Raw genomic sequence first — 15932 nt, 5'->3', positions numbered from 1 at the left:
GTTCAAAAAGGGTTGTCGGTCTACTCGCGATGGAGGATCCCGTCCGCGCCAACCGCCAGGCCCAACTCGTCGACGAATGCTGCCGTCGTCTCGCCCCGCGGTTGTCCCGCGGCCTGGCGAGCCTCGACGCCGGCGATCGTCGCCCGCAGGCCGGCCGGCGTCGCGACGGTGGGGAGCATCGGCGCGAAGCCAACGCTGAGGCTGTCGTCGGCCGCGCGACGGGCCAGCGTCGAGAGTTCGGGGGTCGCGTACGCGTCGGTGAAGTCGATCGGCTCGGCGAACCCCGCGAAGTAGGTTTGACCCTCCGACGACGGGCCGAGCACGACCTCGTGGCGGCGAAGCGACATCGCCGCGCCGTCGATCTCCGTCCGATTGACTAGCGGCGTCGTCGGTTCGAGGACACCGACGCTCTGTGCACCCTCGCGTTCGAGCAGGTGGGTGACGGTGTTGCCGACGCGGGCCGACGTGCTTGACCCGACCTGGCGCTCGAACCGGACGTCGGCGTCCTCGCCGAGCGCGTCGAGGACGAGCGCCCGGACCTCGGCTTCGGGGTCGGCGTCGCCGGTCGCGTACTCGTCCGGGAGCGTCTCCGCGTCGCGGTAGTTCACCAAAAGGTCGCCCCCGCTCGAGGCGACGGCCCACAGGACGTCGGCAACGGCCGCCTCGTAGAGGGTGACGGCCTCCGATTCGCTCAGCGGCGTCCGGTCGACCAGCGAGGACAGGACGAGCCCCTCCCGCGGCGGGTCGACGGGCACGACGACGATCATGTCTCATACTCCGAGGGGACGGCCCTTGAACGCGGCGCTTCCGAAGATCGGCGCGGATCGGTGGACCGGGCGATCGTAGAAATAGCGTCGAATTATAACGGTCGAAGTATAGCTAGCCGATATGGACGACCGATCGATCGCCGGCCTGCTCGCGACGCTCGCGATCGTCGCGGTGGCGGCCTTCGGAGCGTACGGATTCGGAACCGGTTCCCTGGCGAACCCGTCGGGGGCGTACTTCGCGCCGACAATCGCTTCGCTCGCTATCGCGGTCGTCGTGGTCGGGGCGCTGACCGTCGTCGGCGCGCGTTCGAAGCGCTGGCTCGAAAACCCGTACTGGTAGCCGGACTCGACCGCGCTCGCGGTCCGCCACTCCGCACCTTCTCCTCGAGAGCTTACCGCTCCCGCCGCCCCTTCGTCTGGCGATAGTCCGACGCCATCAGCGTCGCGAAGGCCTCGAGCCAGGCCTGGCTCTGGTCGGCCGATTGCTCGTGGGGATCGATCATCGGGACGAGTTCGAACCCGCGGCCGCGGATCCGTGTCGCGTGGTCGTCGGGCAGGGACAACTCGTCGGCCGGCGTCGTGGTGTACTCGACGCCGAGCTCCGCCAGCGCGCGCTCGCCGACGGGAACGAGGATTTCGGGATTGATCATCCGGATCTCGGCGTTGAGGTAGGGCTCGCAGTTGCCGACCTCCTCGTCGGTCGGCCGCCGCTCGGGGTCGCGACAGCGAGTGAGGTTCGTCAGGTAGACGTTCTCGAGCGCGGGTTCGTCGGCCGGCGACGTGACGTCACAGAGGCCGAGGCGCTCGAGCATCCGCCGGAGCCCCCCGTCGCCGTCGCTACCGCCCGCGCCGGCGAACGGGACGCCGGCCTCGTCGGCCCGCGCGGTCGGCCGCTCGCCGACGAACAGGAAGTCGGCGCCGACGTCGCCGTAGCCGTGAACCACCTGCGTGCGCGTCTCACAGAGCGCCGGACAGTTCTGACACTCCTCGTCCATGCCGAACGGGTTCGCTCGCGACTGTTGGTTCGCGTCCACACCCGAGCCTCGCGGTAGAAGGGCAAAAGCGCCGCGACTGTGTCGGACGGAACGGCCGGCACCGCGGCCGAGTTGGACGGAAAAACGAGAGTACGACGATACCGGCGCGAACCAACTCGAGTCTGTCGATTACTTCTGGGCCTGTGCGGCCTCGATCCACTCCTCGGCGTTGTCCTCCGAGATCTCCGCGGCGCTGGCGACGGTGTGGGCCTGCGCCTCCGCGAGGTCGCCGATCGTCTCGATGCCGACCTCGGCGAGGCGGTCGGCGTAGGTCTGGCCGACGCCCTCGATCGCCTGCAGGTTCTCCTCGACGACCTCGGTCCCGCCTTCAGCGGCGGTCTCGATCGCGTCGGTCGTCTCGGTAGCGACCTCCTCGGTGGCCTCGGCGGCCTCACCGACCAGGTCCTGCGCGCCCTCCTGACTCGTCTGGGCGATCGACTGGGTTGACTCCTGGGTCGTGCGGGCGACCGCTTCGGTCGACTGCTGGACGGTGTCGGCGACGTCCTCGGTCTGCTGCTGGACCGTCTCGGCGGCCTCCTCGGCGCGGCGGACGCCCTCGACGGTCTGCTGTTCGGTATCGCGCTGTGCCTCGAGCATCGACTCGGTCGACTCCGCGAGCAGCGCCCGCTGCCGCTCGGTCAACTCGCCGACTGCCTCGAGGAACTCCGTCTCGAACTCGTTCCAGGCTTCCTCCTGGGTCTGCTCGAACTCGTCGAACTGCTCGTCGACGGTCGATCGGACGTCGAACCCGTCGCCGTCGAGCGCGGATTCGAGCGCGTCGAACTGCGCGTGCAGCAGCTGCTGGAATAGCTCGCTTCCCTGCTCGAACTGCTCGTTCAGCAGTTGCTGGGTCTGTTCGGTCCCGTCCTCGAACTGCTCGTCGACGGTCGCCCGAACGTCGAACGCGTCTTCGTCGAGCGCCGACTCGAGCGCGTCGAGGTGGGCGTCCAGGAACTGCCTGGCGAGTTCGGTTCCCTGGCGCTGCGTGCTGCGCTGGATCGCGAGCCCGTTTCGCAGGATCGTCTCGGCCGCGTTCTCCTGAAACGTGAGGCTCTGTTCGACGAGCCGCTGGCTCTGTTCGATCGACTGGCGCTGGAGTTCAAACGTCGCTTCGATGGGTGTCGTTGCGTTAGTCATGGGTTGATGAACAGGAACGGGCGCTCGAAGCGCCTCGTCGCTGTCTTGTAGCTGACTCAACAGGCCTGGTAGGGATAAGTCCTGCCCCTAAATGGTTTTGGATACCATTGAATGGGGCGAAAGTACACAACGTGTCGGAGTCGAACCGATCGGCTCGGTAGCCAGCGTGAGCCGCACGCTTCGATCGCGTGCCGCAACCCATCGCAACCGCTATCGCCGATCCGAACTCGCAAAGTCGATCGGGTCGCCTGGTGCCCGAGAGCAAACCGTGGGACCACCGGGATTTTCGGGGTCGCACTCCGTGGACGCTCGTTCGTCGGCAGAGAGACGGTCCGACCGCGGAGCCCGCGCGGACGCTGCCAAAAACGGCGTCGTTGCTACTCGGCTCGAATGGGGGCGTGAAGAGAACGTCGAGACGGGAGGTGGGAGTCGGGTCGCTCCCGGACTCCCTCGATACGATCCGTCGGGCGGAGACGGAGTCGAGCGCTCAGCGACCGAGGCCGCCGCGTTCGTTGACCTCGAGGATGAACTTCACGTTGCGGACGATCTCTTCGGGCGTGGTCTCCTCGTCGGGATCGTAGAGATCGCTGGTTCGATACAGGATGTTCGCGAGCTGTTTGCTCTCGCTGGTGTCGCCGCGCACGTCGTCGGCGACTTCGCGGAGGCGTTCGACGCGCTCGGGATCGGGCTCGAACGACGCGTTCCCGTCCTCCTCGGGGTTCTCGGAGTCGTCGCTCGCGCTCATCGGTCCGGCGAGGCGGGTCCGCCGCGGCTGGTCTGGGTGACGCTCTGCCGGTGGACGATCCCGGTGTTGTTGGCGACGTTCTCGGTGATCGTCCGGAAGGCGTCGCTGGTCCCGTCCGCGTCCTTGAGGACGGTCGGCTTCCCGCCGTCGCCGCCCTCGCGGACGGCCGGATCGAGCGGGATCGAGCCGAGGAAGGGCAGTTCGTGTTCCTCGGCGAACTCCTCGCCGCCGCCGGAGCCGAAGATGTCGTGTTCGCCGCCGCAGTCGGGGCACGCGAACGTCGACATGTTCTCGGCGATGCCCAGCACGACGGTGTCGTGTTTGGCGAACATCTCCAGGCCCTTCCGAGCGTCGTCGAGCGCGACGCCCTGTGGCGTCGTGACGATGACCGCACCGGTGACGGGCATCGTCTGGAGCATCGTCAGCTGGGTGTCGCCGGTCCCCGGCGGGAGGTCGACGACCAGGTAGTCGAGGTGGCCCCACTCGACGTCCTCGGTGAGTTGCGTGATGACCTTGTGGACCATCGGACCGCGCCAGATAACCGGATCGTCCTCGCCGGTGAGGAAGGCCATGCTCATCAGCTTCACCCCGTACTTCTCGGGCGGAACGAGGGTCTCGTCCTCGGTGGCCATCGGCGGCTCGTCGGCGTCGACCATCCGCGGGACGTTCGGCCCGTAGACGTCGGCGTCGAACAGCCCGACGCGGGCGCCTAACTGCGAGAGGCCGGCGGCCAGGTTGACCGCGACCGTCGACTTGCCGACGCCGCCCTTCCCGGAGGCGACGGCGATGACGTTCTTGACGTTCGGCAGGACCTGCTCCTCGCTAGAGAGGTCGTCGCGGTCGGGGACGCTCGCGGAGAGGTCCGGCTCGAGGCCCTCGTCGGCGAGCGCCTGGCGGACCTCCGCGGCGATGTCGCTCTCGGTCGGCGAGTAGGGCGCGCCCAGCGCGAGATTGATGGCCACCTCGTCGCCGTCGACGGAGATGTCGTTGACGAGTCCGAGCGAAACGATATCGTCGCCGAGTTCCGGATCATCGACCGTCCGGAGGCGGTCGCGAACGGCGGCTTCGTCCATGTCCGGAGGTAGGGCCCGCCGTCGAAAAGGGTTGTGTTCGCCTCCGGTCTCACGTATCACTCGTTGAAATCGAACCGCGGCCCGCCGTAGGTCGGCGGGTCCGGCTCGAGTTCCACCCCCCGCTCGTACCGGACGAAGTTGAGGTAGAACGGCCGGCCGCAGCCCTCGATGGGGTCGCCCTCGAGGTCGGTGACGGGTCCGTCTTCGCCGCAGAGGAACTCGATCCCGTCGGCGTCCGCGAACGCCTCGTCCGGGCCGGCGTACTCCCAGCCCGGTTGGGGAACCTTGGTCACGGAGCGGTCCGCCAGGTCGGGTCGGCGCTCGACGCTCACTACGGCGCCGCAGTGCGGACAGGTGTACCGGACGGTGACGGTCATCGGCGACCTTAGGGCGCTCACGGAGGTAAAGCTGCGGTCCGCACGACGGGCGGGACAGAACGTCCCGAATCGGTCCCGGTCCCGAACCGTTTACCCGATGGCGCGCCGATGAACGGCCATGACGGAGTTCGACCCGGAGAAGTTCGAGGAGAAGTACGTCTACTACTTCGAGGAACTGGAAGAGGCGTACTCCAACGCGTACCAGCAACTCCACGGTCGGTACGACTCGGAAGTACTCCGCGCGATCGACCGCCAGGTGCTGAGCGAGAGCGAGCCATTCTACGAGGGTAGCGCGGAGCAAAGCTCCGCGAACGATTCGAGCGGGCAAAGCCCGCGAGAACACGACGGCGAGTTCCGCGTCGAACTCCCCGACAACCCGCGGGAGCGAGTCGGCGCGGTCGCCGAGAACGAGGAGTTCGAGACCGTCCTGAAGACGCTCACCGAGCAGATCGAGCTGGAACTCCGGCGGGTTTTCGGCTTCGAGGACGACGCGTAACGGCGCTCAGTGAACGCACCCGGAACACCTTTGCCGTTGACGGGAAACCATGCAGGTATGATCGACGAGACGGCCGAGGAAATCCGGGAGATGCAGACGCACAGCTCCTCGGTGGTCGCCGTGAACGCGACCCGCGCCCTCGAGGAACTGGTCCAGCGGGAGTTCGCGACCGTCGAGGAGTACACGCGAGCCCTCGAGCGCAACGGCTCCGTCCTGCGGCGAGCGAACCCCTCGCACGCGTCGCTGCAAAACGCCGTCCGCGAGGTCGTCGACGACGTCACCGACGCCGACCCCGACACCGTCGCGGAGGCCCGTCGGCTCACCAGCGAGAAGATCGACGAGGTCGTCTCGCGGATCGAGTCCGGCAAGCGCCTGGCGGCCGAACGCGCCGCGGAACTCCTCACCGACGGGGCGACGCTGCTGACCCACGACTACTCCTCGACGGTGCTCGAAGCGCTCGACCAGGCGACCGATGCGGGGAAGACCTTCGACGTCTACATCACCGAGGCCAGGCCCCGCTACATCGGCCGCAAGACCGCCCGCTCGCTCGCGGACATGGACGGGGTCGAGGCGACGTTGATCACCGACAGCGCCCACGGAATCTACCTCGCGGAGTGCGACCGAGTCGTCGTCGGGATGGACTGCATCGTCGACGACACCCTCTACAACCGCGTCGGAACGTTCCCGATCGCGGCGACGGCCGCCCGGCTGGACGTGCCGGTCACCGTCCTCGGCGCGACCTCGAAGCTCGTCAGCGAGGGGTTCGTCTTCGAGAACGAGTTTCGGTCGGGCAGCGAAGTCATGCCGGAACCGGCCGACGGATTTGACGTGGAGAACCCGACGTACGACGCGACGCCGGTCGAACTGCTCGAGAGCGTCGTCACGGACGAGGGTCGCCAGAAGTTTTGAGCCCGCGGCCGGTCCGCCGATCGCCGGCCGATCAGTCCCGCTCGCCGAACGTCCGCGGCGACCCTTCGGTCGGACTGGCCCACTCGACCGCGTTGCGAAGCACCCGTCGCACCGCCTCGTTTTCGTAGATCGGATACGTCTCGTGGCCCGGCCGGAAGTAGAAGATTCGCCCGTTTCCGCGTCGGTAACAGCAGCCGCTGCGGAACACTTCACCGCCCTCGAACCAGCTGACGAAGACCAGGCGGTCGGGCTCGGGGACGTCGAACGGCTCGCCGTACATCTCGGTCCTGGGGAGTTCGAGCGACGAGTCGAGTCCGTCGGCGATCGAATGGCCGGGATCGACGACCCACAGGCGCTCGGTGCCGCCGTCCTCGCGGTACTGGAGGCTACAGGAGGTCCCCATGAGTCGCTTGAAGGGTTTCGAGTAGTGGGCCGAGTGCAGCGGGATGAATCCCATCCCCTCGAGGACGCGCTCGCGGACGCGATCGACGACGTCGTCGGCCACCTCGTCGTGGGCCTCGTGGCCCCACCACAGGAGGACGTCTGTTGCGTCGAGGACGGCTTCGGTGAGCCCGTGCTCGGGTTCGTCGAGCGTCGCGGTTCGGACCTCGTGGTCGTCGGCGAGCGCGTCGGCGATCGTCTCGTGAATGCCGTCGGGATAGACGGCCGCGACGTCGTCGTCCTCGCGCTCGTGCCTGAATTCGTTCCAGATCGTGACTGCGACCATGGCGAGTCGGTCCGCGCTCGGCGGCCTTAGATCGGACGATCAACGGTGGTAACAGTCACGAATAAGTGACTGTTAGATCACCACTCGGAGATATCGGTGGCGTAATAATGTCGTTATCCGTGAAAGATGGGTTAAGTGTACAGGTTAATCGGTCACAACCCTTATTTTGATCGCCAACTGCTACACTCTATGGAACGGGATCGGACACAAGCGACATCGAAATGGCTTGTTTCTCACTACGTGCCCTCCCTCGCTGCTATGCAATCGGAGGTTGAGCGATGATCGGCGACGGCATCGGCGTCGGAATCGTCGGTCTCGGTGGGATGGGGAACCTCCACGCCCGAAGCGTCCGGGAACTCGGGGCTGACGTCGTCGCCGGCGTGGATCTGGTACCGGAACAACGCGACCGCTTTGCCGAGGAGTTCGGCGCACGGACCTACGAGACCCACGACGAACTCGTCGAAGACGAGGCGGTCGACGCCGTCATCGTCACGACGCCGAACCGATTTCACGAACCGATCGCCGTCGCAGCCCTCGAAGCCGGCCGCGACGTTCTCGTCGAGAAACCGCTCGCCCACACCTTAGAGAGCGCCGAACGGATCGCCGCGGTGGCGGACCGCTCCGACGCCGTCTGTATGGTCGGGTTCCACAACCGCCACGCCGCGTCGATGGCGATGTTTGACGAACAGCACGCGCGCGGCCGGTTCGGCGACCTGACCCACGTCGAGGCCAACTACGTCCGCCGGCGCGGCGTCCCCGGCCCCGGCTCGTGGTTCACCGATCCCGAACTCGCCGGCGGCGGCGCCTTGCTCGACATCGGCGTCCACGCGCTCGATCTCGCGCTCTACGCCCTGGACTTCCCCGAGATCGTCGAAGTCAGTGGCGTCACGCGGACCACCTTCGGCACCCGCGAGGACTACGCCGACCCCGACGGCTTCGGCGACAACTGGGACGCCGAGGCGGAGACCTACGAGGTCGACGACTCCGTCAGCGCCTTCATCCGCACGGCGGAGGGACAGACGATCTCGCTCGAGGCCGCCTGGGCGACCAACCGCGAGGAGAGCATGGACTTCCGCGTCCGCGGCACCCGCTCGGGCGCGCAGTTCGATATCGGCGATACCGACCTCCGGATCCTCGAAGCGGGGACCGCCGGCTGCGATCACTACGCCGATGTCGCCATGACCGGCGACGAGTCCCTGACCGGCTACACCCAACAGGACGAGCAGTTCCTCCAGGCCGTCGCCGCGGGCGTGACGCCGGAGACCAACACCGTCGAGGAAGCGCTGACCGTCCAGCGCGTCATCGACGCGATCTACCGCTCGAGCGAGACCGGTCGCGCGACGCAACTCGAGACGGTCGAACTCGAGGCCGGGCAGCGAACGCGGATCAACTAGATCAGCCGATTGTCTTTTTCGGCGATTGATGGTCGAAAACATCATCTAGTCTATCATTCCCGAAGGAGTTTTTCGCTCAGATGCTTGCGCGTATCTTCAGCCCTCAACCGCCGAACCATCTAATAACCCTAGGTAATCGCGTGTGAGAATGTAGATAATTCTCAATGAACGATACAGTGTGAATACACACCAAAGACCTTAATACGAGGTCTTTCATCATTATCGGGGTAGAAGGTTGACTATGAACCGAAGAAATTCTACTGGGGACGGGAAATCACGCCGTGCAGTACTACAAGCGACGGGTGCAATGGGAATCGCTGCGGTCGCAGGCTGTCTCGGCGGCGGGGGTGAAGCCGAGAGCCTCAACGAGCTCTACGAGGAGGATCCCGACGAGTACGAATCGCTCGAGATCGCCCACTGGTGGACCGCGGGCGGCGAAGAGGAAGCGTTCCAGGCCCTCGTCGAGGGGTTCCAGGAGGAATACCCCGATATCGAGGTCGATCCGTCGCCCTCGCCAGGCGGCGCCGGCAGCGCGCTCGAGGCCGACGTCCGGAACCGCGTCGTCGACCAGAACCCGCCGAGCACGTTCCAGGTCTGGCCCGGCCAGGCGCTGACCGACTATACTGACGAGGACCTGCTCTACGACATCAGCGAGCACGTCTGGACCGACGAGATGGAGGAGGCCTACCTCGACGGGCCGATCGACGCCTCCCGCCCGGACGGCGACCTCGTCGCCGTGCCGCTCAACATCCACCGGCTGAACAACCTGTTTTACAACGTCGACGTCGTCGAGGACGCCGGCGTCGACCCCGAATCGATCGAGAGCCCGAGCGACCTGGTCGACGCGATGGCCGACGCCGACGCCGCCGGTTACGTCGGTATGGCCCAGCAGACCCAGTCGGCCTGGTCGACGCTGCAGTTGTGGGCCCAGGTCCTGCTCGGCGAGCACGGCGCCGACGTCTACGACACGTTCGTCAACGGCGACGTCGCGGACGTCGAGTCCGAGGTCCGCGACTCCCTCGAGATCGTCGTCGAGTACAGCGAGTACTTCAACGAGGACGCGAGTTCGCTGAACGACTGGGACGAGGCGAGCAACTACATCAACAACGGCGAGGCGGCGTTCTTCCACCAGGGCGACTGGGCCGCCGGCCAGTACGAGGCCGACGAGGAACTCGAGTACGGCGAGAACTGGGACCACGTACCGTTCCCGGGGACGGACGGCATGTACGCGCTCAACATGGACTCGTTCGTCTGTCCGAAGTACAACCCGTCGCCGAACGCGACGGTCCGGTTCCTGCGGTACGTCGGTTCGACCGACGCACAGGAGAGGTTCAACCCGGCCAAGGGATCGATCCCGCCGCGAACGGACGTCTCCGACGAGTCGTTCACGCCGTTCTTGCAGGATCAGATCGCCGACTTCCGGGAGTCCGACGAACAGCCGCCGTCGATCGCCCACGGCCTCGCGGTCGATCCGTCGACGCAGTCCGACGTCGAGGGCGCGTTCGCTAACTTCATCGACAACTGGGACGTCAACGAAACGTACGACGACCTCGTCAGCAGCTTCGAATAGGACCGCTCTCTGATTTATGGACTCGCTACGAAATTCGCTGCAACGCCTCAACCCGCTGTCGACGCCGGAGGCCGACGAGCAGGACTTCCCGGCGGGAAACGCGACGCTCGTCGACCGATTCCGCAGGAGCGACTTCGTGGAATCGATCCCGTTTTGGCTCCCGCCGACGCTGCTCGTGTTGCTGTTCGTCTACGGGGCGATCGGCTGGAACGTCGTCATCTCGCTGACCGGCTGGTCCGGCCTCGGACAGCCGGAGTACACGAACTTCTCGCTGGAGATGTATCGCCAGCTGCCGGCCGATCAGAACTTCAGGGCCGCGCTCCGGAACACGGTCGCCCTCCTCGTGGGATTCACCGGCGTTTCGCTGCTCGTCGGGCTGGGACTCGCCTTGCTCGTCGACCGCAAGATCCGCTTCGAGAACACGTTCCGGACGATCTACCTGCTGCCGATGGCGCTGTCGTTCGTCGTGACCGCGATCTTCTGGTCGTGGATGTACGCCAGCAACGGCCTGATCAACGCGGTGCTACCGATCAGTCCCGACTGGCTCGGTAATCCGCGCCTCAAACTCGCTGCAGTCATCTTCGCGCTCGTCTGGCAGTTCAGCGGCTACTGTATGATCGTCTACCTGGCCGGCCTGCGCTCGATTCCGGACGACCACTACGAGGCCGCGCGGATCGACGGCGCGTCGACGCTGAAGCTGTACTGGCGTGTCATCATCCCGCAGCTGCGCTCGTCGACCGTCGGCGCGACCGTCGTCCTGATGGTGTTCGCGCTCAAGGCGTTCGACTTCATCTACGTCATGTTCGGAACCAACCCCGGCCGATCGGTCGACATCCTCGCGGTCATGATGTACCGCGAGGCGTTCTCCGCCGCCGAGTGGGCCTACGGCGCCGCGGTCGCCGTCGTGCTGTTCCTGCTCGCGCTGACGATCATCGGCCCCTACGCCTACACTCAATACAAGCGAGGTGCACTCTGATGGCAACCACGACCGACGAACCGAGCGACCCCACTGCAACGATCCGCGGCGTCCCCCTCAGCCGCGTCGCCCTCTACGCGACGCTGCTCGCGCTCGTCGGGGCGTACGTCTCGCCGCTGTACAGCGGTCTGACGACCGCGTTCAAGACTCAAGACGCCTTCCGGGAGACGTCGCCGCTCCTCCCGCCGATCACCGGCTTCACGATCGACCCCTGGCTGATCGCCGGCAGCGAACTGGCCAGCGGGATGATAAACAGCTTCGCGCTGACGATCCCCGCCGCCGTCCTCTCGGCGGCGTTCGGCAGCCTGGCGGCCTACGGATTGACCAAGGTCGACTGGCGCGGCCAGGCGTTCCTGCTGGCCTTGTTCCTCGCGGCGGTCTTCATCCCCTACCAGGCGGTGCTCGTGCCGCTGCGGCAGTTCTGGTCGATGATCGGCCTCACCCAGCTTCACGACCGCGGCGAGCTGGTGGAACTGATCGTCACGCACATCGCCTACGGGATTCCGATCTGTACGATTCTGTTCCGGTCGTACTACCAGACGCTCGACGACGAACTCATCGAGGCGGCGAGACTCGACGGCGCGTCGATCGCCCGGATCTACCGGAAGATCGTACTGCCGCTGTCGCTGCCGATGTTCGCCGTGACGCTGATCTACCAGTTCACGCAGATCTGGAACGACTTCCTGTTCGCGCTGGTGTTGCTCACCAATCGATCGAACTACGTCATCACGCTCGAGTTGAACGCGCTCGCGGGCTCGATGGCGACCAACTACAGCGTCCAGATGGCGGGTGCGTTCATCGCCGCCCTGCCGACGATTCTGGTGTACGTCCTGTTCGGAGAACAGTTCGCTAAGGGCCAGACGATCTGAGAGAAAAACCAATGGCAGATCTACAACTCGACAACGTAACGAAGGTGTTCACGGAGGACGACGGCAACGAGATCGTCGCCGTCGACGAGGTATCGCTCGACATCGACGACGGGGAGTTTCTGGTCCTCGTCGGGCCGTCCGGCTGCGGGAAGTCGACGACGCTCCGGATGGTCGCGGGACTGGAGACGGTCAGCGCCGGCCAGATCCGGCTCGGCAGCTCGGTGATCAACGACGCGCGACCGAAAGAGCGGGACATCGCGATGGTGTTCCAGTCGTACGCGCTGTACCCGCACATGACCGTCCGCGAGAACATGTCCTTCGGCCTCGAGGAGTCGACCTCGATGCCGGACGAGAAGATTGCGGTGACGGTCGAGGAGGCCGCCGAGATGCTCGGGATCGACGACCTGCTCGATCGCAAGCCCGACGACCTCTCGGGTGGCCAGCAACAGCGGGTCGCCCTAGGTCGGGCGATCGTCCGCGATCCGGAGGTCTTCCTGCTCGACGAACCGCTGTCGAACCTGGACGCGAAGCTCCGGGCCCAGATGCGCACGGAGCTCCAGCGGATCCAGGAGGAGATCGGCGTCGCGACGATCTACGTCACCCACGACCAGACCGAGGCGATGACGATGGCGGACAAGATCGCTATCCTCAACGACGGCCAGCTCCAGCAGGTCGGGACGCCGCTGGAGTGCTATCACGAGCCGAACAACCTGTTCGTCGCCGGCTTCATCGGCGAGCCGTCGATGAACTTCTTCGACGTGACCCGGCAGGGCGACCGGCTCGTCCACGACGCCTTCGAATACGAACTGTCGGCCGAGACGGCCGGCGAGGTCGGCGACCAGCGCGATCTGGTCCTCGGCGTCCGACCCGAGGACATCGAGGTCGGCTCGGAACGCGACGGCTCGCACAGCTACGAGACGCGGGTCGACGTCGTCGAGCCGATGGGCGACGAGAACAACGTCTATCTCGCGTTCGGTCCCGACAGCGAGCCGTTCGTCGCGACCATCGACGGCTTTCAGCACGTCGAGGGGGGCCAGTCGGTCGTCGCTCGGATCCCGGAGGACGCGATCCACGTGTTCGATCGGAGCAGCGGTCGCGCGCTCCGGAACCGGCAACTCGACACGCAGACGGTACCCGAGCCGCAAATATAGAATTCCGAATCCGTTTCGTTTTCGTTCTCACCGCTCGATCGTCGCTGCCCGTCGATACCCCCGCCCGACGAGTCGCGCCGCCACGACGTGCGCGTAGAAGGTGACGAAGGCGGCGACGACGCCGAACGCGGTCGCGTTCGAGAGCGCCGCGATGAGGAACGCCCAGCCGGGGACGACGAACAGCGACGCGCACAGCCAGGCGGTGAAGTAGCCGCCGTGGGCCAGGACCGATCGCTGCGGGCGAACGTCGACGGCCTCGCGGAGCCCGCCGCCGGTGGCGAGCCTGCCGACGGCCGCCGGGTAGACGTAGCCGAACGCGAGGACCATCGAGAGGACGACCGTCGATGCGCCGAAGAACAGGAGCGAGCCGCCGAAGCCGATCGCGTCCGGATCGAACGGGCGCCGTACTAGGCCGCCGACCGTGACGGCGAGGACGACGGTCGGCCCGATCGCGTAGCCGATCGAGACGGCGAGCAGTCGACAGCCGTCCCGAAGCAGTCTGCCGAGCGGGCGAAAGCCAGGCGGCGTCTCGTCGCCGGCGACGGTCGCGGCGACGACGCGAAAGAGGTAGCCGAGCAGCGCGATGATCGATACCGCTGCGAGCGCGACGAACGGGACCGCGAGGGGCGAGGGACCGACGGCGACGGCCAACTGCAGGCAGATCGCCGTAAAGATGCCCAGGAGGCCGCCGATCGCGAGCAGGTCCGGCGATCGGTCGCCCCGGAACGGGTACCGCAGGCCCTCGTCTACGAGAAGCGCCATTGTCGGTCGAACGAACGGGCGTGGTATAACGATTTCAAAAGCGCGGTCGGAACGCGACGAGTTCGAGGGCCGGACGAGAGTGTGGCGGGATCGGACGACCGGAGCCGCAGCTGGCGGGCTCGAAACAAGAGAGTTGAGAAGACGACGCGATCGCGCCGACTTACAGCACTTCGTCGAAGTCGTGGTGGCCGTGGATGTCGACGCCCTCGTCGGTGATCTCACAGAGGAAGACGCCGTTACCAGAGCCGGTGTCGCGCTCGACGGCGGACTTGATGCCGCGGGCGGCGACCGTCACGGCTTCCTCGTTGGACATGTCCTCCTCGTAGGCCTGCTCTAAGTGACCGTAGGCCAGCTGCATCCCGGAGCCGGTAACGGTGTAGTCGTCTTCCATGACGCCGCCGGCGGGGTCGATGCTGTAAACGTGGCTGCCCTCGTCGTCGACGCCGCCCAGGATCGGGTGGATGGCGAAGAACGGACCGCCGCGGGCGAAGTTGCCGGCCAGCGTCGCCAGGGCGTCGATGCTCATCTGCTCGCCGCGACGGGCCTCGTAGAGGTTGACCTCGGCGCGGAGACTCGAGATGAACGACTGCGCGCCGCCGACGCTACCGACGAGCGTTAACGCGGCGGTCGGGTGGATCTGCTCGACCTTCTGGACGTTCTTGTTGGAGACGAACCGGCCGCCGAGGCTGGCACGCATGTCCGTCGCGATGACGACGCCGTCGGCGGTGGAGATGCCGATCGTCGTCGTCCCCGTCTTGTTCACGTTGTCCAGATCGGCCCGCGTGAGGTCGTTCTGGGGCAGGGATCCGATCTCCGGCTCGTAGGGGTTCGGATCGTCGGCCAACTGGTCGACCGTCCGGGAGAAGTCGGAGTCGTGTGTGGGCGTACGCATTGATCGAACCTTACGACCGGGACGGTATAAAACACCGGCGGTCACCACCGTCGTTTCCGCTTCCATCGGCCGCGAACGGCGGACGGGCGACCGGCGGGCGGTGAGACGTGATTCGACCGAGTCCGGCGGCTCCTCGATCGACGAGCGAGAGAAACCGTCGGTGACTGCTCAGTTCATCAGGGTTGGGTGGCCTCGTACGCCTCCTCGACGTTGGCGAGGACGCGGTGGATGGGCAGGGTGAGTCCAGCCTGGCGGGCGGCGATGGCGAGCGGCATTGCGACGATACCGATCACAATGCAGAGCTGGTACAGTGCGAACAGCGTCGCGCGGTACACGCGGGATTTCATCAGCGTTCAGCCGTGGGTCAGACGGAGGACGTATATAAGCTTTCTTGAAATCCGGAATTTATAATTGTTGTTGCTTAGGTATGGGGTCGCCGCTGTCGTGCGATTCAACTCCAGTTTCGGTCGGCGCAACTAGAGACGGATTCGAGGCGATGTACGGGTATGCAGGCGGGAATCGATCTGGGGAATTCTCGTAACGTATGGCGATCATTCGATTGGCGTGCGCACCGGCGAATTGATTGCGCGCTGCGGGCGGCTGACGGCGGGGACGAACCGCAAGACAGGAAACCCCTCGGAACGACCACCGGGTATGGGAAATTATCTCGTCGCGATGGAAGCCGCATGGCTCGTTCGTGACGTCGAGGAGATCGACGACGCGATCGGCGTCGCCGTCAGCGAAGCCGGGAAGCGACTCAACAGCGAAGACATGGACTACGTCGAGGTCGAGGTCGGCGCGACGGGCTGTCCCGCCTGCGGCGAGCCCTTCGACTCCGCCTTCATCGCGGCCGACACCGCGCTGGTCGGGCTCGCGCTCGAGATGGAAGTCTTCAACGCCGACGGCGAGGAACACGCCTCGCGTATCGCCAAGAGCGAGGTCGGCGGCGCGCTGCGGGACGTCCCGCTGACCGTCGTCGAGGTCGTCGAAGTCCCCGAAGACGAGTAACCGAGTCCACGCGGACAACGGTGGTGGGCGCCGCGAGTGACACCA

General features: G+C 66.1%; 19 protein-coding genes. 9 read left to right on the top strand and 10 right to left on the bottom strand.

The genetic code is table 11. The annotated features are described in order from the left end of the window. Nucleotides 1-20: 20 nt before the first annotated feature. Complete coding sequence (locus tag BMY29_RS06535; protein WP_049992301.1) at nucleotides 21-767, bottom strand: hypothetical protein; 747 nt, start codon at nucleotides 765-767, stop codon at nucleotides 21-23. A gap of 121 nt (nucleotides 768-888) precedes the next feature. Between BMY29_RS06535 and BMY29_RS06530 the strand changes: the two genes are divergently transcribed. After that, nucleotides 889-1107: a hypothetical protein gene (locus BMY29_RS06530; RefSeq protein ID WP_049992300.1), complete on the top strand. Its 219-nt coding sequence runs from the start codon at nucleotides 889-891 to the stop codon at nucleotides 1105-1107. Nucleotides 1108-1159: 52 nt separating this feature from the next. Here BMY29_RS06530 and BMY29_RS06525 read toward each other — a convergent pair whose 3' ends face one another. The 5 genes from BMY29_RS06525 to BMY29_RS06505 all read right to left on the bottom strand — a co-directional run bounded on the left by BMY29_RS06525 (nucleotide 1160) and on the right by BMY29_RS06505 (nucleotide 5133). Further along, on the bottom strand, nucleotides 1160-1762 hold the full coding sequence (locus tag BMY29_RS06525; protein WP_049992304.1) for a uracil-DNA glycosylase: 603 nt from the start codon (nucleotides 1760-1762) through the stop codon (nucleotides 1160-1162). A gap of 168 nt (nucleotides 1763-1930) precedes the next feature. Continuing rightward, nucleotides 1931-2938: a helix-hairpin-helix domain-containing protein gene (locus BMY29_RS06520; protein WP_049992299.1), complete on the bottom strand. Its 1008-nt coding sequence runs from the start codon at nucleotides 2936-2938 to the stop codon at nucleotides 1931-1933. 487 nt (nucleotides 2939-3425) lie between these two features. Next, nucleotides 3426-3683: a DUF7976 family protein gene (locus tag BMY29_RS06515; protein WP_049992298.1), complete on the bottom strand. Its 258-nt coding sequence runs from the start codon at nucleotides 3681-3683 to the stop codon at nucleotides 3426-3428. Then, complete coding sequence (locus BMY29_RS06510) at nucleotides 3680-4756, bottom strand: Mrp/NBP35 family ATP-binding protein (protein ID WP_049992297.1); 1077 nt, start codon at nucleotides 4754-4756, stop codon at nucleotides 3680-3682. The genes BMY29_RS06515 and BMY29_RS06510 overlap by 4 nt, the downstream gene beginning before the upstream one ends. 56 nt (nucleotides 4757-4812) lie before the next feature. Then, nucleotides 4813-5133: a DUF7969 family protein gene (locus tag BMY29_RS06505; RefSeq protein ID WP_074854660.1), complete on the bottom strand. Its 321-nt coding sequence runs from the start codon at nucleotides 5131-5133 to the stop codon at nucleotides 4813-4815. Between the two features lie 118 nt (nucleotides 5134-5251). Between BMY29_RS06505 and BMY29_RS06500 the strand changes: the two genes are divergently transcribed. Both BMY29_RS06500 and BMY29_RS06495 read left to right on the top strand, forming a co-directional pair. Next, complete coding sequence (locus BMY29_RS06500; protein ID WP_049991582.1) at nucleotides 5252-5629, top strand: DUF5783 family protein; 378 nt, start codon at nucleotides 5252-5254, stop codon at nucleotides 5627-5629. 57 nt (nucleotides 5630-5686) lie between these two features. Beyond that, nucleotides 5687-6538 carry an eIF2B alpha/beta/delta subunit family protein gene (locus BMY29_RS06495; RefSeq protein ID WP_049991583.1) on the top strand — a complete coding sequence of 284 codons (852 nt, stop codon included), beginning with the start codon at nucleotides 5687-5689 and terminating at the stop codon, nucleotides 6536-6538. Between the two features lie 31 nt (nucleotides 6539-6569). On the opposite strand, the gene BMY29_RS06490 is transcribed toward BMY29_RS06495, so the two are convergent. Beyond that, nucleotides 6570-7265, bottom strand: a complete 696-nt coding sequence (locus BMY29_RS06490) for a ThuA domain-containing protein (protein ID WP_049991584.1) — start codon at nucleotides 7263-7265, stop codon at nucleotides 6570-6572. Between the two features lie 278 nt (nucleotides 7266-7543). Between BMY29_RS06490 and BMY29_RS06485 the strand changes: the two genes are divergently transcribed. The 5 genes from BMY29_RS06485 to BMY29_RS06465 all read left to right on the top strand — a co-directional run bounded on the left by BMY29_RS06485 (nucleotide 7544) and on the right by BMY29_RS06465 (nucleotide 13225). Further along, on the top strand, nucleotides 7544-8659 hold the full coding sequence (locus BMY29_RS06485) for a Gfo/Idh/MocA family protein (protein ID WP_049991585.1): 1116 nt from the start codon (nucleotides 7544-7546) through the stop codon (nucleotides 8657-8659). A 241-nt stretch (nucleotides 8660-8900) separates the two neighbouring features. Further along, nucleotides 8901-10229 carry an ABC transporter substrate-binding protein gene (locus BMY29_RS06480; RefSeq protein ID WP_049991586.1) on the top strand — a complete coding sequence of 443 codons (1329 nt, stop codon included), beginning with the start codon at nucleotides 8901-8903 and terminating at the stop codon, nucleotides 10227-10229. A gap of 16 nt (nucleotides 10230-10245) precedes the next feature. Further along, complete coding sequence (locus tag BMY29_RS06475) at nucleotides 10246-11205, top strand: carbohydrate ABC transporter permease (RefSeq protein ID WP_049991587.1); 960 nt, start codon at nucleotides 10246-10248, stop codon at nucleotides 11203-11205. Then, a complete protein-coding gene (locus tag BMY29_RS06470; RefSeq protein ID WP_049991588.1) occupies nucleotides 11205-12074 on the top strand; it encodes a carbohydrate ABC transporter permease in 870 nt (289 codons plus the stop codon). Before BMY29_RS06475 ends, BMY29_RS06470 begins: the two co-directional genes overlap by 1 nt. Nucleotides 12075-12085: 11 nt before the next feature. Further along, on the top strand, nucleotides 12086-13225 hold the full coding sequence (locus BMY29_RS06465; RefSeq protein ID WP_049991589.1) for an ABC transporter ATP-binding protein: 1140 nt from the start codon (nucleotides 12086-12088) through the stop codon (nucleotides 13223-13225). A 27-nt stretch (nucleotides 13226-13252) separates the two neighbouring features. Here BMY29_RS06465 and BMY29_RS06460 read toward each other — a convergent pair whose 3' ends face one another. From BMY29_RS06460 to BMY29_RS20970, 3 genes are all read right to left on the bottom strand, one after another. Next, entirely contained in the window at nucleotides 13253-13987 is a 735-nt protein-coding gene (locus BMY29_RS06460) for a DUF4013 domain-containing protein (RefSeq protein ID WP_049991590.1), read from the bottom strand. A gap of 160 nt (nucleotides 13988-14147) precedes the next feature. Beyond that, nucleotides 14148-14879, bottom strand: coding sequence for an archaeal proteasome endopeptidase complex subunit beta (psmB, locus tag BMY29_RS06455; protein WP_049991591.1), 732 nt, complete (start codon nucleotides 14877-14879; stop codon nucleotides 14148-14150). 176 nt (nucleotides 14880-15055) lie between these two features. Then, entirely contained in the window at nucleotides 15056-15226 is a 171-nt protein-coding gene (locus tag BMY29_RS20970) for a hypothetical protein (protein ID WP_173424942.1), read from the bottom strand. Between the two features lie 307 nt (nucleotides 15227-15533). On the opposite strand from BMY29_RS20970, the gene BMY29_RS06450 reads away from it, so the two are divergent. Continuing rightward, entirely contained in the window at nucleotides 15534-15887 is a 354-nt protein-coding gene (locus tag BMY29_RS06450) for a DUF555 domain-containing protein (protein WP_049991592.1), read from the top strand. The last annotated feature ends 45 nt before the right edge of the window (nucleotides 15888-15932 follow it).

This window comes from Natrinema salifodinae (assembly GCF_900110455.1).
GTDB lineage: Archaea > Halobacteriota > Halobacteria > Halobacteriales > Natrialbaceae > Natrinema > Natrinema salifodinae.
Note: the sequence above shows the minus strand (reverse complement) of the source record. Positions and strands in the feature narration are given on the sequence as shown.

Excerpts from the sequence above, each read along its gene's own strand:
- BMY29_RS06535 (WP_049992301.1), bottom strand. The coding sequence starts at position 767 with ATGATCGTCGTCGTGCCCGTCGACCCGCCGCGGGAGGGGCTCGTCCTG.
- BMY29_RS06530 (WP_049992300.1), top strand. The coding sequence starts at position 889 with ATGGACGACCGATCGATCGCCGGCCTGCTCGCGACGCTCGCGATCGTC.
- BMY29_RS06525 (WP_049992304.1), bottom strand. The coding sequence starts at position 1,762 with ATGGACGAGGAGTGTCAGAACTGTCCGGCGCTCTGTGAGACGCGCACG.
- BMY29_RS06520 (WP_049992299.1), bottom strand. The coding sequence starts at position 2,938 with ATGACTAACGCAACGACACCCATCGAAGCGACGTTTGAACTCCAGCGC.
- BMY29_RS06515 (WP_049992298.1), bottom strand. The coding sequence starts at position 3,683 with ATGAGCGCGAGCGACGACTCCGAGAACCCCGAGGAGGACGGGAACGCG.
- BMY29_RS06510 (WP_049992297.1), bottom strand. The coding sequence starts at position 4,756 with ATGGACGAAGCCGCCGTTCGCGACCGCCTCCGGACGGTCGATGATCCG.
- BMY29_RS06505 (WP_074854660.1), bottom strand. The coding sequence starts at position 5,133 with ATGACCGTCACCGTCCGGTACACCTGTCCGCACTGCGGCGCCGTAGTG.
- BMY29_RS06500 (WP_049991582.1), top strand. The coding sequence starts at position 5,252 with ATGACGGAGTTCGACCCGGAGAAGTTCGAGGAGAAGTACGTCTACTAC.
- BMY29_RS06495 (WP_049991583.1), top strand. The coding sequence starts at position 5,687 with ATGATCGACGAGACGGCCGAGGAAATCCGGGAGATGCAGACGCACAGC.
- BMY29_RS06490 (WP_049991584.1), bottom strand. The coding sequence starts at position 7,265 with ATGGTCGCAGTCACGATCTGGAACGAATTCAGGCACGAGCGCGAGGAC.
- BMY29_RS06485 (WP_049991585.1), top strand. The coding sequence starts at position 7,544 with ATGATCGGCGACGGCATCGGCGTCGGAATCGTCGGTCTCGGTGGGATG.
- BMY29_RS06480 (WP_049991586.1), top strand. The coding sequence starts at position 8,901 with ATGAACCGAAGAAATTCTACTGGGGACGGGAAATCACGCCGTGCAGTA.
- BMY29_RS06475 (WP_049991587.1), top strand. The coding sequence starts at position 10,246 with ATGGACTCGCTACGAAATTCGCTGCAACGCCTCAACCCGCTGTCGACG.
- BMY29_RS06470 (WP_049991588.1), top strand. The coding sequence starts at position 11,205 with ATGGCAACCACGACCGACGAACCGAGCGACCCCACTGCAACGATCCGC.
- BMY29_RS06465 (WP_049991589.1), top strand. The coding sequence starts at position 12,086 with ATGGCAGATCTACAACTCGACAACGTAACGAAGGTGTTCACGGAGGAC.
- BMY29_RS06460 (WP_049991590.1), bottom strand. The coding sequence starts at position 13,987 with ATGGCGCTTCTCGTAGACGAGGGCCTGCGGTACCCGTTCCGGGGCGAC.
- psmB (WP_049991591.1), bottom strand. The coding sequence starts at position 14,879 with ATGCGTACGCCCACACACGACTCCGACTTCTCCCGGACGGTCGACCAG.
- BMY29_RS20970 (WP_173424942.1), bottom strand. The coding sequence starts at position 15,226 with ATGAAATCCCGCGTGTACCGCGCGACGCTGTTCGCACTGTACCAGCTC.
- BMY29_RS06450 (WP_049991592.1), top strand. The coding sequence starts at position 15,534 with ATGGGAAATTATCTCGTCGCGATGGAAGCCGCATGGCTCGTTCGTGAC.